This is a genomic window from Phytohabitans aurantiacus (genome assembly GCF_027923225.1).
In the GTDB taxonomy this organism is placed as follows: Bacteria; Actinomycetota; Actinomycetes; order Mycobacteriales; family Micromonosporaceae; genus Phytohabitans; species Phytohabitans aurantiacus.
The window spans coordinates 1-12,982 of record NZ_BSDI01000069.1 but is presented as its reverse complement, the minus strand read 5'-3'; the positions used below and the strand labels follow the sequence as shown (position 1 = coordinate 12,982).

15 protein-coding genes are annotated in these 12,982 nt (G+C 70.4%); 6 read left to right on the top strand and 9 right to left on the bottom strand.

All coding sequences use genetic code 11. The features are described from left to right. Window positions 1-40: 40 nt before the first annotated feature. The 4 genes from QMG73_RS40045 to dut all read right to left on the bottom strand — a co-directional run bounded on the left by QMG73_RS40045 (window position 41) and on the right by dut (window position 2,385). The gene (locus QMG73_RS40045) at window positions 41-694 is read right to left on the bottom strand and encodes a DUF3159 domain-containing protein (protein ID WP_281904545.1); all 654 of its coding nucleotides are present in this window, start codon (window positions 692-694) and stop codon (window positions 41-43) included. Between the two features lie 2 nt (window positions 695-696). After that, window positions 697-1,077 carry an OB-fold nucleic acid binding domain-containing protein gene (locus tag QMG73_RS40040; protein WP_281904439.1) on the bottom strand — a complete coding sequence of 127 codons (381 nt, stop codon included), beginning with the start codon at window positions 1,075-1,077 and terminating at the stop codon, window positions 697-699. A gap of 112 nt (window positions 1,078-1,189) precedes the next feature. Beyond that, the gene (locus QMG73_RS40035; protein WP_281904437.1) at window positions 1,190-1,921 is read right to left on the bottom strand and encodes a DUF3710 domain-containing protein; all 732 of its coding nucleotides are present in this window, start codon (window positions 1,919-1,921) and stop codon (window positions 1,190-1,192) included. Continuing rightward, window positions 1,918-2,385 (bottom strand): dUTP diphosphatase, encoded by a 468-nt coding sequence (gene dut / locus QMG73_RS40030; protein WP_281904435.1) that lies wholly within the window; start codon window positions 2,383-2,385, stop codon window positions 1,918-1,920. The genes QMG73_RS40035 and dut overlap by 4 nt, the downstream gene beginning before the upstream one ends. An 82-nt stretch (window positions 2,386-2,467) precedes the next feature. Here dut and QMG73_RS40025 point away from each other — a divergent pair, with 82 nt between their 5' ends. After that, a complete protein-coding gene (locus QMG73_RS40025; protein WP_281904434.1) occupies window positions 2,468-2,956 on the top strand; it encodes a DUF3093 domain-containing protein in 489 nt (162 codons plus the stop codon). 28 nt (window positions 2,957-2,984) lie between these two features. Here QMG73_RS40025 and QMG73_RS40020 read toward each other — a convergent pair whose 3' ends face one another. After that, window positions 2,985-3,722 carry a hypothetical protein gene (locus tag QMG73_RS40020; RefSeq protein ID WP_281904433.1) on the bottom strand — a complete coding sequence of 246 codons (738 nt, stop codon included), beginning with the start codon at window positions 3,720-3,722 and terminating at the stop codon, window positions 2,985-2,987. Between the two features lie 74 nt (window positions 3,723-3,796). Continuing rightward, window positions 3,797-4,093: a DUF4193 domain-containing protein gene (locus QMG73_RS40015; RefSeq protein WP_265253575.1), complete on the bottom strand. Its 297-nt coding sequence runs from the start codon at window positions 4,091-4,093 to the stop codon at window positions 3,797-3,799. A 392-nt stretch (window positions 4,094-4,485) separates the two neighbouring features. Between QMG73_RS40015 and QMG73_RS40010 the strand changes: the two genes are divergently transcribed. Next, the gene (locus QMG73_RS40010) at window positions 4,486-5,019 is read left to right on the top strand and encodes a LytR C-terminal domain-containing protein (protein WP_281904431.1); all 534 of its coding nucleotides are present in this window, start codon (window positions 4,486-4,488) and stop codon (window positions 5,017-5,019) included. A 20-nt stretch (window positions 5,020-5,039) separates the two neighbouring features. Here QMG73_RS40010 and QMG73_RS40005 read toward each other — a convergent pair whose 3' ends face one another. Next, entirely contained in the window at window positions 5,040-5,855 is an 816-nt protein-coding gene (locus QMG73_RS40005) for an inositol monophosphatase family protein (protein ID WP_281904429.1), read from the bottom strand. A 272-nt stretch (window positions 5,856-6,127) separates the two neighbouring features. On the opposite strand from QMG73_RS40005, the gene QMG73_RS40000 reads away from it, so the two are divergent. After that, window positions 6,128-7,789: an RNA polymerase sigma factor gene (locus tag QMG73_RS40000; RefSeq protein ID WP_281904427.1), complete on the top strand. Its 1,662-nt coding sequence runs from the start codon at window positions 6,128-6,130 to the stop codon at window positions 7,787-7,789. A gap of 245 nt (window positions 7,790-8,034) precedes the next feature. After that, window positions 8,035-8,274 carry a DUF7455 domain-containing protein gene (locus tag QMG73_RS39995; RefSeq protein WP_281904425.1) on the top strand — a complete coding sequence of 80 codons (240 nt, stop codon included), beginning with the start codon at window positions 8,035-8,037 and terminating at the stop codon, window positions 8,272-8,274. A gap of 78 nt (window positions 8,275-8,352) precedes the next feature. Here the strand turns inward: QMG73_RS39995 and QMG73_RS39990 are convergent, their stop codons facing one another. Together QMG73_RS39990 and QMG73_RS39985 are read right to left on the bottom strand one after the other, a co-directional pair. Beyond that, window positions 8,353-10,008, bottom strand: coding sequence for a DEAD/DEAH box helicase (locus QMG73_RS39990; protein WP_407676922.1), 1,656 nt, complete (start codon window positions 10,006-10,008; stop codon window positions 8,353-8,355). 197 nt (window positions 10,009-10,205) lie between these two features. After that, the gene (locus QMG73_RS39985; RefSeq protein WP_281904421.1) at window positions 10,206-10,478 is read right to left on the bottom strand and encodes a DUF3039 domain-containing protein; all 273 of its coding nucleotides are present in this window, start codon (window positions 10,476-10,478) and stop codon (window positions 10,206-10,208) included. A 23-nt stretch (window positions 10,479-10,501) separates the two neighbouring features. Between QMG73_RS39985 and QMG73_RS39980 the strand changes: the two genes are divergently transcribed. Both QMG73_RS39980 and QMG73_RS39975 read left to right on the top strand, forming a co-directional pair. Continuing rightward, complete coding sequence (locus tag QMG73_RS39980; RefSeq protein WP_281904420.1) at window positions 10,502-11,416, top strand: pseudouridine-5'-phosphate glycosidase; 915 nt, start codon at window positions 10,502-10,504, stop codon at window positions 11,414-11,416. Then, the gene (locus QMG73_RS39975; RefSeq protein WP_281904418.1) at window positions 11,413-12,363 is read left to right on the top strand and encodes a carbohydrate kinase family protein; all 951 of its coding nucleotides are present in this window, start codon (window positions 11,413-11,415) and stop codon (window positions 12,361-12,363) included. Before QMG73_RS39980 ends, QMG73_RS39975 begins: the two co-directional genes overlap by 4 nt. The last annotated feature ends 619 nt before the right edge of the window (window positions 12,364-12,982 follow it).

Genomic DNA, 12,982 nt, shown 5'->3' with positions numbered 1-12,982 from the left:
CTTGAGGGACGCCCTGATCACCAAGGTTGCGGCGGCGGCTTTAGGCCGGGGCGACCTCGGCGTCCGCCGTGCGCGTGGTCCGCCGGACGGTCCAGACCGTGATGGCGAGCAGCAGCAGGTACGGCGGGTAGCCGAGTGCGAGCCGGGCCACGCCGAGCGCGGTGTCCATGTCAGCGACATAGAGCGCCGCCTGTACGCCGACCTTGGCCAGCCACACGACGCCCCACAGGATAGTGAGCCAGCCGAACATCCGGATCATCCGCGGGTCGCCGCGCCACTCGGACTTGCCGCCGGCCACGATCACCGACCAGATCCAGCCCACCAGCGGCTGGCGGATCGCCACCGAGCCGAGCAACGCCAGCCCGTAGGCGATCCCGTACAGGATGCCGGGCAGGTAGAAGTCTTTCTCCTCGCCGGTGTTCCACGCGATGGCGGCACCGATGCCGACGCCGACCAGGCCGTTGACGGCGTGGCGGATCGGGCGGCGCTGGACCAGCCGCATGACCGCGATGGCGACCGCGATGCCCACCGAGGCGATCAGCGCGGGGTTGAGGGCGGCGACGACGTTGACCAGTACGAACACGACGACGGGGATGCTCGACTCGACGAGCCCTCGCCAGCCGCCGAGCTGGTCGGCCATCTGCTCGGCAAAACTGGGGAGCCGTTCGTCTTCCTCAGGTGGGGTTTCCGTCATGCTCACCGAGACGCTTCCAGCTCGTAGTACGGGTTGTAGATGACTTTTCGGTCATCTCGGACAGCCACTCGACCGCGCGCCACCAGCTGCCGGCCGGGCTCGATGCCGGCGATGTGCCGCCGCCCGAGCCACACCAACGTGATCACGTCGCTGCCGTCGTACAGATCTGCCTCCAGAGTCGGCAGGTTGGTGCGTGGAGTGTAAACCACGGTGCGCAGCCGGCCGGACACGGAGACGAGTTGTCCTCGCCGGCATTGTCCGGCAAGGGTACAACCCGAAACGACACTTTCCCGCTGTAACTGCTCTGCGTCGAGCTCGGCTTCGCTCGCCGTGAGGCGCTGGAAGAACCTGCGCATCGACGATGGCCTTTGGTCGGTCGCCATGACCTCGGCGTCCCCTCCTCGACAAGCCCCCGAACTTCAGCGTACGTCGGCCTGTCGATCACGCGCCATCCCCCGCCGCCGGGTGTGATGCCGGCGGCAGGAGATACAGGGGTCAGTGGCGGCGGGGGCGTGGGGATGGCTTGCGGCGCGGCGGCGCCTGACCGCCCGGACGCTCGCCGTTCACACCCGGAGCCGCCGGCGGCTCCTCCGAGACGGTGGCGCCCGCCGCCTTGGCCTCGTCGGTCACCTCGCGCGGCAGGCGCAGCGGCAGCGCTTCGCGTACCGGCTTCGCCTCGTGCCCCCGGTCGACCACCAGTCCACGGAGGCAGTCGATCAGCGAGCCCGCCCGGCTCGGGTCGATAGCGGCCGGGCCCTGGAACACGCCGCGCACCATCCACCGCGGACCGTCGACGCCGATGAACCGCAGGTCGGTCAGGCCGTCCGGGGTGCGCACGCGGGCGCGCAGCTCCACTCCGTACTCGCCGTCGGTCTCCTCCGCGGCGACCCCGTCGTCGAAGAGGGACTTGCGGATCTCGTCGCGTACCTCGTCCCAGATGCCCTCCGAGCGGGGCGCCGCGAACACGCCGAGCTGCAACGCGTTGTCGCCGTGCACCAGTACCACCTGCTGCACCACGCCGTCAGGGTTGGCCTGTACCCGCACCTCGACCCCGTCGATCGCCGGGATCTGGAGGCTGCCCAGGTCGAGCCGGCGCACCCCCTCCGGAGCCTCCGAAACGTCGTACGGGCCGTACGCCGGTGGCGCCGCCGAGCCCTCCTCCACCTCGAAGAACTCGTCGTCGGAGCGGGCGTGCCGTCCGCCCTCCCGGCGTCGCGAGAACCTCACTGTCGTTCCTCCAGTCCCGAATGCCCGCCGGTCGACCCGTGCCCGCCCGTGCCCCGTGCGGAGTCGGACAGCTCGTCGACGGCGTGGAAGTTTGCGTGTGCCACTCGCTGCACCACGAGCTGCGCGATGCGGTCGCCCCGGGCGATCTTCGCGGTCGCGGCGGGATCGTGGTTGATCAGGTTGACGAGGATCTCTCCCCGGTAGCCGGCATCGACCGTACCGGGCGCGTTCAGCACCGTTACGCCCAGCCGGGCGGCGAGCCCCGACCGCGGGTGGACCAGGCCGACGTACCCCTCGGGCAGCCCGATGGCGACGCCCGTCCGCACAAGGGCACGGGTGCCCGGCGCGAGCTCCACATCTTCGGCCGCCACGAGGTCGGCGCCGGCGTCGCCCGGGTGGGCGTACGCGGGCATCGGCAGGTCCGGGTCCAGCCGGCGCACGGCTACGGACACAGCGTCGGTCACGGTTCCACTCTCTTCGTGTCACGGGATGCGGGGGTGGTCCCACCATCCTGCCGTATCCGGTCCGCGGACTACCCTCACCACCATGGGATCTACACCCACCACGGGATATGTCGAGCGACTGACCGTACCGTGGTGGCTCTGGCTGCCCGGCCTCGGCGGTGCCGCCCTGCTCGCGGCCGAGATCTGGCTGGGGTCCAGTGGCGTACGGGCCTGGCTGCCGTTCGTCGTGTTGCTGCCGCTGGCCGCCGCCGGGCTGTGGTGGCTCGGCCGCATCCGGGTCCGGGTGGCCGATGACGAGTTGCTGGTCGACGACGCCCGGCTGCCGGTGCGCTTCGTCGCCGACGCGATCCCGCTCGACGCCGAGGGGCGCCGCGAGGTGCTGGGGGTGGGCGCCGACCCGCTGGCGTTCGTCGTGCAGCGGCCATGGATCGGCGGCGCGGTCCAGGTGGTACTCGATGACCCGGCCGACCCCACGCCGTACTGGGTGGTCAGCTCCCGGCACCCCGACGATCTGGCCAAGGCGCTCCTGGCGGCCCGCTCCCAGCTTGCCGGAAGAGCGGCCCGCTCCTAGCGAGCGCGCCCCGAGCGAGGCGAGGGCATCAAGCAGAGCTTGCCGGAGGGAGCGCGCGGCGCAGGTCGTCTCGGACCCGCTTGCCGAGTCCCTGTGTCGCCCGGCGGTTGAGGTAGCTCGCCACCGCCGCGCCCGTGAGCAGCGGCCCCAGCGTGGTGAGATGCCGCCCGAAGCGGCGCAGCAGCATGTCGCGCAGCTCCTTGCGGGCGGCCGTACTGAGCACGGCGGCCACGCCGACGCCCGGCACCATGGGGTTGACGCCCCGCTGGCCCGCCCACGCCTGCAGCAGGCTGATCGCTCTCTCCATGCGGGCGCCCGGCACCGGCTCCCCGTACACCTCGTGCAGCTCCGCGATCAGCTTGACCTCGATCGCGACGACCGCGACCGTTTCCGCGGCGAGCAGCACGGGAGCCGAGAGCAGGGTCGGCGTCGCCGCCCACTCGACCGCCGCGATGCCGCCGCCGGCCGCGCCCACGCCGCCGGTGGCCCGTGACGCGTTGCGCACGAGCCGATCGGCGAGCGCCTCGCCTTCCAACCCCGGATAGTGCCGTCGCAGCGTCGCGAGATCGCGTACCGGTATGTGCGGCGCGATCTCGGTGACCACGTCGACCAGCCGGCGAGCGATCGCCTTGGGCCGGAACAGGCCGCCAAGCCCGTCCCGCCGCACCTGGCCGGCCAGGCGGCGCAGCAGCTGCTTGCGCTCGCCGCCCGGCACCTCCTCGTCGGCCAGGGCGGCGACGGTGGCACTCAATTCGGGGTCACTCATGCCGTCCTCACCTCCCCACGGGTCGGCTCGGCGGGCGACCTCGTCGGTGAGGTCGCCCTTGGGTCAGTCCGCCGTCAGGCGCACTCGCGGCAGATCAGCTCGCCGTTGCGCTCGAAGGCAAGCTGGCTGCGGTGGTGGACGAGGAAGCACCGGGCGCAGCGGAACTCGTCCTGCTGCATCGGAAGGACCTTGACGGTCAGCTCCTCGTCGGCGAGGTCGGCCCCGGGGAGTTCAAAACTCTCGGCAACCTCTGCCTCGTCCACGTCCACAGCGCCCGACTGAGAGTCGACGCGCCGTGCCTTGAGCTCCTCCAGGCTGTCCTCGCCGAGGTCTACCTCGTCGCGACGCGGGGCGTCGTAGTCGGTGGCCATCGGATGTCACTCTCCTGTTTCGATGTGTCGCTTCCCGGTTGTAACGCCGGACGACAGTGTTTCGGTTCCCGGCTGGCCGCCGGGTAACCCGCCTGGTCCGATCTGGCACATCACCATGCCGGCCCGGGCGGCACCCGCCGGAAGGAAACTCCCCCTGCGAGCGCGGTACCTTACCGTCCTCGGGGCGAGGCATGTATACCGCCCCTGTGGGAGGCTTGTACGCCCCCGCGCGCGAAGTTGTTCCCAATGTGACTCAGGCGACACGAAGATAGGGGTCCGGGTGACGGGAACAACGTCAACGCGCCGGTAGTCTGCGCTCCTTTCCGCGCGGTGTGGCGTCAGACGCTAACCTCATCGCCATACCACTGCCACCTGGACGGGGAGCACGACCAATGACCTTTGCGCGTGTGCGGGCGCTTGTCGTCGTCGGGCTTCTGGTGGTGTGCGCGTTGGTCTTCGTGGTGGTCGCCATGACGCGCGACACCCAGCGCGGCGAGGCGCCGGTCGCCAAGTGCCCGGACGGGTGGGCGCGCGCCGATCTCGCGTTGCGTCAGGAAAAAGACATCAAGATCAACGTCTACAACGCGACCGACACGCCGAACCTCGCCAACTCCGTGGGCGCCGACTTCGCGAACCGGAAGTTCCAGGTCAAGAAGAAGGGCAACGACCCGGCGAAGAAGGGCGTCGCGGGGGTGGCCGTGCTCCGGTACGGGCCGAAGGGGGTCGGCTCGGCTCAGGTACTGCAGGCCTACTTCCTGCGTGAGGCCGACCCCGAGTACGACCCGAAGCGCGAAGGCGACGTGATCGACGTGGTGATCGGCGACCAGTTCAAGCAGCTCGCGACCACCACCGAGAAGAACCAGGCGCTCGTCGAGCTGGGCAGCCCGCTACTGCCGCCGCAGTCCTGCGCCGCGGACGCCGCCTGACCTACGGGCCGCTGGCCGGCTTACGGGCCACCGGCGGCGTCGAGCTCGACCAGGCGGTCGTGCAGCGGCTTGAAGAGCGCTGGTGGCGCCGCTACCACCATCGCGAGCCCCGGGGGTGCACCGGACAGGCCCCCGACCAGAAGCCCCGCCTCGGTGGCCACCAGGCCGCCCGCGGCATGGTCCCACGGGTTGAGGCCCTTCTCGTAGTACGCGTCGAGCCGGCCCTCGGCGACCGCGCACAGGTCGAGCGCGGCCGCCCCGAAGCGGCGGATGTCTCGCACCTGCGGCAGCAGCCCGGCGAGCACGGCCGCCTGGTGCGCCCGCCGCGCCGCGTCGTACCCGAACCCGGTGCCCACCAGCGCCTGGCCGAGCTCGGTCTGGCTGGAGCCGTGCAGAAGTTGGCCATCGCGGTAGGCGCCGCCGCCGCGCGTGGCGGTCCACTCGGCGCCCGTCGCCGGGTTGCGCACGACGCCCGCGACCACCTCGCCGCCGACCTCGGCCGCCAGCGAGACCGCGTACTGGGGCAGCCCGTACAGGTAGTTCACGGTGCCGTCGATCGGGTCGAGGATCCACCGCACGGCACCGGGCCCCGCCACGGCGCTCGCCCCGTACTCCTCGCCCAGCACGGTGTCGCCGGGGCGTACCTCGCGAAGCGCGCCGACCACCTGGCGCTCGACGGCCCGGTCGGCCGCGGTCACCACGTCGGTGTCGGTGCTCTTGGTGGTGACCCCCGAAATTCCCTCGGCTCGCATCCGGCTGGCGGTGTCCGCCGCGTCCCGGACAATCTTGATTGCGATCTCAAGCAACTCTTCCGGCGTTGGCGCCGCGTCGTGCATCCGTACCCCCTCAAACCCCGTATCATCCTGTCAAAGCCCTCCGGCATCGGTCAGCTGTGCCCCATGAAAGGCCCCGGCAGAGGTCCTGTTCGGCGTGCGCGGCAGGATGATCGCCGCTGACAGCGTTACAATTCACGCCTGCCCACGTGACACGGACCGCCACCGCCGGCCGGTACGCGGCGCGAGGGCCCCCAAAACCACCGGCCACGCATCGCTTTGTGCTGTGCTGACCGGTACGGCCGCGCTCGCTCATCGCCTCCGGAAGGTCATTCGTGACAGAGCCTCGCCACAACGGCGCCGACGTTCGCTCGATCACCGACACCCTGATCGCCCACGCCGAGCGTGGTGGCGGTCAGCTGACGTCTGCTGAGGTCGCGCGCACTGTTGAGTCCGCCGAGGTGACCCCGGCCCAGGCCAAGAAGATTCTTCGCGCTCTCGCCGAAGCCGGCATCACGGTGGTGGTGGACGGTTCGGCCAGTACTCGCCGCCGGGTCTCCGCCGCCCGCTCGGCCACCCCCGCTTCCAAGGCGACCACCGCCAAGGCGACCAAGACGGCGGCTAAGCAGGCCGCGGCGCCCAGCCAGGCGTCGCCCGAGGAGGCCACCGTGACTCCGCTGAAGAAGGCCGCCCCCGCGGCCACGTCCGCTCCGCCGGCTTCGGGTGGCGAGACCGCCGACCCGGCCAAGCCCGCGAAGGCCACCGGCAAGGCGCCAGCCACCGCCGCGCCGAAGGCGGCCCCCTCGAAGGCCGCCCCGAAGCCCGGCCCGGCGAAGAGCACCAAGGCCGCACCCAAGGGCGCCACCAAGGCCGACGGCACGCCAGAGGGCGTCGAGGGCGGCGAGGAGATCGACCCCGAGGCGCTGGCCGCCGAGATCGAAGACGTGGTGGTCGAGGAGGCCACCGAGCTGGTCGAGGCGGCACAGGCCGACGCCACCGCCGACAGCAACGACTTCGAGTGGGACGACGAGGAGTCCGAGGCGCTCAAGCAGGCTCGGCGCGACGCCGAGCTGACCGCGTCCGCCGACTCGGTGCGCGCTTACCTCAAGCAGATCGGCAAGGTCCCCCTGCTGAACGCCGAGCAGGAGGTCGAGCTCGCCAAGCGGATCGAGGCCGGCCTGTACGCCTCGGAGCGGCTGCGCGCCGCCGAGGAGGGCGAGGAGAAGCTCCCCACGCAGATGTGGCGCGACCTGAGCTGGATCTCCCGCGACGGCGAACGCGCCAAGAACCACCTGCTGGAGGCCAACCTCCGGCTCGTGGTGTCGCTCGCCAAGCGATACACCGGACGCGGCATGGCCTTCCTCGACCTGATCCAGGAAGGCAACCTCGGCCTCATCCGCGCGGTCGAGAAGTTCGACTACACCAAGGGCTACAAGTTCTCCACGTACGCCACCTGGTGGATCCGCCAGGCCATCACCCGAGCCATGGCCGACCAGGCACGCACCATCCGCATTCCCGTCCACATGGTCGAAGTGATCAACAAGCTCGGTCGCATCCAGCGCGAGCTGCTCCAGGACCTGGGTCGCGAGCCCACCCCGGAGGAGCTGGCGAAGGAGATGGACATCACACCGGAGAAGGTGCTGGAGATCCAGCAGTACGCCCGGGAGCCCATCTCGCTCGACCAGACCATCGGCGACGAGGGCGACAGCCAGCTCGGCGACTTCATCGAAGACTCCGAGGCGGTCGTGGCCGTCGACGCCGTCAGCTTCTCGCTGCTGCAGGACCAGCTCCAGCAGGTGCTCCAGACGCTGTCGGAGCGCGAGGCGGGCGTGGTGCGGCTCCGGTTCGGCCTGACCGACGGGCAGCCGCGGACCCTCGACGAGATCGGCCAGGTGTACGGGGTCACCCGCGAGCGCATTCGCCAGATCGAGTCGAAGACGATGTCAAAATTGCGACACCCGTCCCGGTCCCAGGTCTTGCGGGATTACCTCGATTGAGGGCGTTTCGTCAACAGTACGTGTCGGTTTGATCACCACACGTATATAGGGATGTGGTCATCTTCTCGATGCCCACTTTGATCGTTGACGTGGCACCCTTGTCGCACGGCACACTGTCCGTACCCACGTGTGACCTCGGTCCCCCAAGGGCACATTGGGAAGGCGGCACCCCGCAAAGGTGTTGCACGATAGGTGAGCAACGACCGAAGAACTTGTTCATCGGTGACGACCAGAGGAGGAAGGCGATGACCCCGACTCTCATGCCGCCGCCCGAGACGGCGGCGCCCCCAGCCGCCGATGAACGGTGCGACCGCTGCAGCGCTGCGGGCAAGCTACGCATCACCCTCGCGGGTGGGAGCGAGCTGGTGTTCTGTGGACACCACGCGAACAAGTACGCCGAGGATCTTGTCAAGATCACCGTACAGTTCGTGTCCGACCCGGAGTTCACCTGGCGAGGCGCCGATCTGATGGCCAACCCCAACTGAGCAGAGCCGCAGAGACTCGATAGCCGGCCGGAGGAGGTGTGCCTCCGGCCGGTTTCTCTACCCCAAACCCCCTAGGGCCTAGAGGGTTTGGACCGTGGCGATGCGCTCTTCGAGCTGCTCGATCGTGGCCTGGGCGCTCGGCGGTCCGCCGCACAGCCTGCGCAGCTCGGCGTGGATCTTTCCGTGGGGCAGGCCGCTGCGATGGTGGTGGGCGTTGACGAGGGCGTTCAGCTGCCGCCTCAACGCGATCCGCTTCTCTCCCGCCGTGCGCGGCCCTGCTGGCTGCGCGGGAACTGTCTGAGCGGGCGCGTCGGCACGGCTGCGCCGCTGGGCGGCCAACTGCTCGGCCTGGCGCTTGTTGAGCAGCAGCGACACCTGGTCTGCCGTCAGCAGGCCGGGCAGGCCCAGGTATTCCTCCTCTTCGGGCGTGCCTGCCTGTGCGCCCGTGCCGAACGACGCCCCGTCGAAGATCACCTGATCGAGCTCAGCGGTCGCGGACAGCGCCTCGAACCGCTTCTCCAACTCGCCGCTGGCGTCTTCGGTGCGCTGGGCCCGCTCGACCAGCAGGTCTTCCTCATCGCGCTTGGCCTTGCCGAGGATGTGGTCGCGCTCGGCTTCCATCTCGCTGGCCAAGCCCAGCAGGTGCGGCACGCTCGGCAGGAACACCGTCGCGGTCTCGCCGGGCCGCCGGGCCCGTACGAACCGCCCGATCGCCTGAGCGAAGTACAGCGGGGTGGAGGCGCTCGTGGCGTACACGCCGACCGCCAGCCGAGGGATGTCGACGCCCTCGGACACCATGCGCACCGCGACCATCCACCGATCGGTGGAGGCGGCGAACGTGGCGATGCGTGCCGACGCGCCGGCATCGTCGGAGAGGACGACCACCGCCTTTTCACCGGTGACGCGCTCGATCAGTTTGGCGTACGACCGGGCGGCCTGCTGGTCGCTCGCGATGACAAGGCCACCCGCGTCGGACATGCCACCGGCCCGGAGCACCTGCAGTCGCGCGTCGGCCGCTCGCAGTACCTGTGGCATCCAGTCGCCGGCCGGGTCGAGTGCGGTGCGCCATGCCTGCGCGACGAGGTCCTGGGTCATCGGCTCACCCAGCCGGGCGGCCAGCTCGTCGCCGGCACTGGTGCGCCACCGGGTCTCACCCGAGTACGCCAGGAAGATCACCGGCCGCACGACGCCGTCACGGAGCGCGTCGGAATACCCGTAGACCGAGTCGGAGCGGGACCGCTGGAGGCCGCCATCGCCCCGCTCGTACGTCACGAACGGGATCGGGTTGTCGTCGGACCGGAACGGCGTGCCCGTAAGCATCAGGCGGCGTACGGCGGGCTCGAAGGCGGCTCGGACACCGTCGCCCCACGACCGGGAGTCACCCGCGTGGTGGATCTCGTCGAGGATCACCATCGTGCGCCGGGTCATCGTGCGCCGCCGGTGCACGTGCGGCGCCATGCCCACCTGGGCGTACGTCACGACCGCGCCGTGAAAGTCCGATGAGGAGTGAATGTCGGCGTTGCGGAACGCCGAGTCGAGCTGGATGCCCACGCGAGCCGCCGCGGTCGCCCACTGGGTCTTGAGGTGCTCGGTCGGCGCGACCACGGTGACCGCCTCGACGGTGCCGTCGACGAGCAGCTCAGCCGCGAGCCGCAACGCGAACGTGGTCTTTCCGGCACCGGGCGTAGCGACCGCCATGAAGTCTTCGGTGCGGCGCCGCAGATATTCGACCATCGCCTTGCGCTGCCACGCCCGCAGCGGTGGAAAGTCGTCCAACGCCAGCCGCAACCCCGACCCCCTCGCACACGAAAGCGCCCCCGCGACGGGACGCGAAGGCGGCCTTCAGCATAACCGGAGCGACCGACAGAGGATCGCGAAAGGCGGGCGGCGGCGACCGAGCCACCGCCGCGTGCCGTCAGATGATGCCGGCGCTACTCCGACATCGACTCGTAGATCTCCTTGCACTGCGGGCAGACCGGCGAGCCCGGTTTGGCCGCTTTAGTCACCGGGAAGGTCTCGCCGCACAGGGCCACCACGAACGTGCCCATGACCGCACTCTCGGCGATCTTTTCCTTGCGAACGTAGTGGAACATCTCAGGACCAGTGTCGGCATCCTTGAGCTCCGGACGCTCGAGAACCTGCGTGCTCACGTCGAGTAACACCTCCAGCCCTCTAGTTTCCCACCTCACGGCCAACGGGTCCATTCCAGCGGCATACCGTAAAGATCGTGAGAGACTTCGACATCGCATACGGGGCCGAAGTGGCCGAGGCCCGCCGCGACCGCCGCCCAATCGTCGCACTTGAGAGCACGATCGTCTCCCATGGGCTCCCGAAGCCCGACAACCTGCGGGTGGCGCGGGAAATCGAGGCGACCGTCCGGGCCGCCGGTGCGGTGCCGGCCACGATCGGCATGGTGGGCGGGCGGCTGACCGTAGGGCTCGACGACGCGGAGCTGTCCCACCTGGCGAGCGCCGAAGGTGTGGCGAAACTCTCGGTACGCGATATCGCCGTCGCCGCCGCCGCGGGCGCTGACGGGGCCACGACCGTGGCCGCGACCAGCGCCGTCGCCGTGGCCGCCGGGATCCCGATCTTCGCGACCGGCGGGCTGGGCGGGGTGCACCGCGACGCGTCGCAAACGTTCGACGAATCAGCCGACCTGGTGACCCTCGCGCGCACGCCGATCGTGGTGGTCTGCGCGGGTGTGAAGTCGATCCTCGACGTCGGCGCGACCCTCGAACGCCTGGAGTCACTCGGCGTGACCGTGCTCGGCTACGGCACGCGGCGGTTCCCCGGGTTCTTCATCACGGACTCGGGCTTCGACCTGGACTGGTCGGTCGATTCGCCCGAGGAGGTCGCCGCCGTCATCGCCGCCGGTCTCGCGCACGGGGTGCACACCGGCGGCACCGTGGTCGCCAACCCGCTCCCGCCCGACCAGCAGCTCGACCCCGCCCTACACGACCGCACGCTCGCCGACGGCCTCGCCCTGCTGGAGCGGGAGGGGGTGACGGGCAAGGCGGTGACCCCGTTCCTGCTGTCGCACTTCCACTCCGCCACGCACGGCGAGAGCCTCGCCGTGAACGTGCGGATCATCCTCCGCAACGCCGAACTCGCCGCCCGCATCGCCGTGGCCGCCACCAGATGATCATCGTCGTCGGCGACCTTGTCACCGACGTGGTCGCGGTGCTCGACGGGCCGCTGGCCACCGGTTCGGACACGCGGGCCGCCGTGCGCTTCACCGGCGGCGGCCAGGCCGCCAACACCGCCGCGTGGCTGGCCTCGCAGGGCACGCCGGTCACCCTGGTCGCGGCTGCGGGCGACGACGAGGCGGGCCGGGCTCGCGTCGCCGAGCTGGCCTCCGCGGGAGTCCATTGCCTGGTACGCGGACACGAGCACGCCGCCACCGGTACCGTCATCGTGCTGACCCGCGACGGCGAACGCACGATGATCACCGACCGCGGCGCGAACCTGCTCCTCTCCCCCGCCGACGTCGACGCCGCGCTGGCCGGCGCGCCAACGGCTCGGCATGTGCACGTGTCCGGATACACGTTGCTGGACCCGGAAACGCGCGGCGCGGGGTTGCGCGCGCTGGCCGCCGCGCACGAACGCGGTATCACCGCGAGCGTCGACGCGGCGTCCGCGGCCCCGTTGCGGCGCGCCTCGGCTTTCCTCGATTGGGTACGGGGTGTCGACCTGCTCCTGGCCAACGCCGACGAGGCCACCGTGCTGGCCGGCCCCGGCGACCCGACCGCCCAGGCCAAGGCCCTCGCCAAGGTGGCGCGGGTGGCGGTGGTCAAGCGCGGCGCAGGCGGCGCCGTCTGGGCCGACCCGAACGTGGTGACCGCCCCCGGCCACCCCGTACAAGTAATCGACGCGACCGGCGCCGGCGACGCCTTCGCCGCCGGCCTCCTGAGCGCCTGGCTGTCCGGCAGTTCCCCCTCCGAGTCCCTCCAGGCAGCAACGGCGCTAGGCGCCGCGGCGGTAACCCTGCTAGGCGCCCGCCCCTCCGCGAGCACCCCACCCCCACCGCCGCCCGCGGGCGCGCCGCCCGGCCCTTCTTTCGCCGATCAAGGGCAAACGCACGTGCTTTGATCTCTTTTCCGCGTGCATTCGCCCTTGATCGATCGACATCGCCTTGATCGGCGAACGTCGCCGCGGGGAGCGCCGCCTCTACCGTGCGCGGACGCTTTACAGCGCCCGTGTCCCTTCGCGAGGTCTGGACCTCGCGGATCTTGACGAACTTATGGCTCGCCCTAGGCGCCATAAGTCATCAAGATTGCGCAGCGCGCGGCGGCGCGGGCTTCGCCCTCGCCGCTGCCAGCGCGACGCGGCCTGGCCGAAGGACAAGGACGGAGATCAAGGACGCGGCCAGCCGCCGTTCCGGCGAGGGCTGTGAACGGTTATTGCTGCCAGAGCAGCAATAACCGTTCACAGCCCGAGTGGCCGCAGCGCGCAGGAGGGCAGACCGATCGGCGGGCCGCGCCTGACGGCGCACCGCCCGAGCGCGGCCATCAGCCACGACCCGCGATGCGGGATCGCGTAGCTCAAGGCCATCGATCAAGGGCATCCGCGTCGATCAAGGCCGAATGCACGCGAAAAGAGATCCAACCACGTGCGTTCGGCTCTTCGCCCCGATGTGTGGGTTGGGGTCGGGTTGGTGATTGGGGCACGCCGTTGCCTGGCCTAGGTTTCGGACTGTCTGACGGTTCGA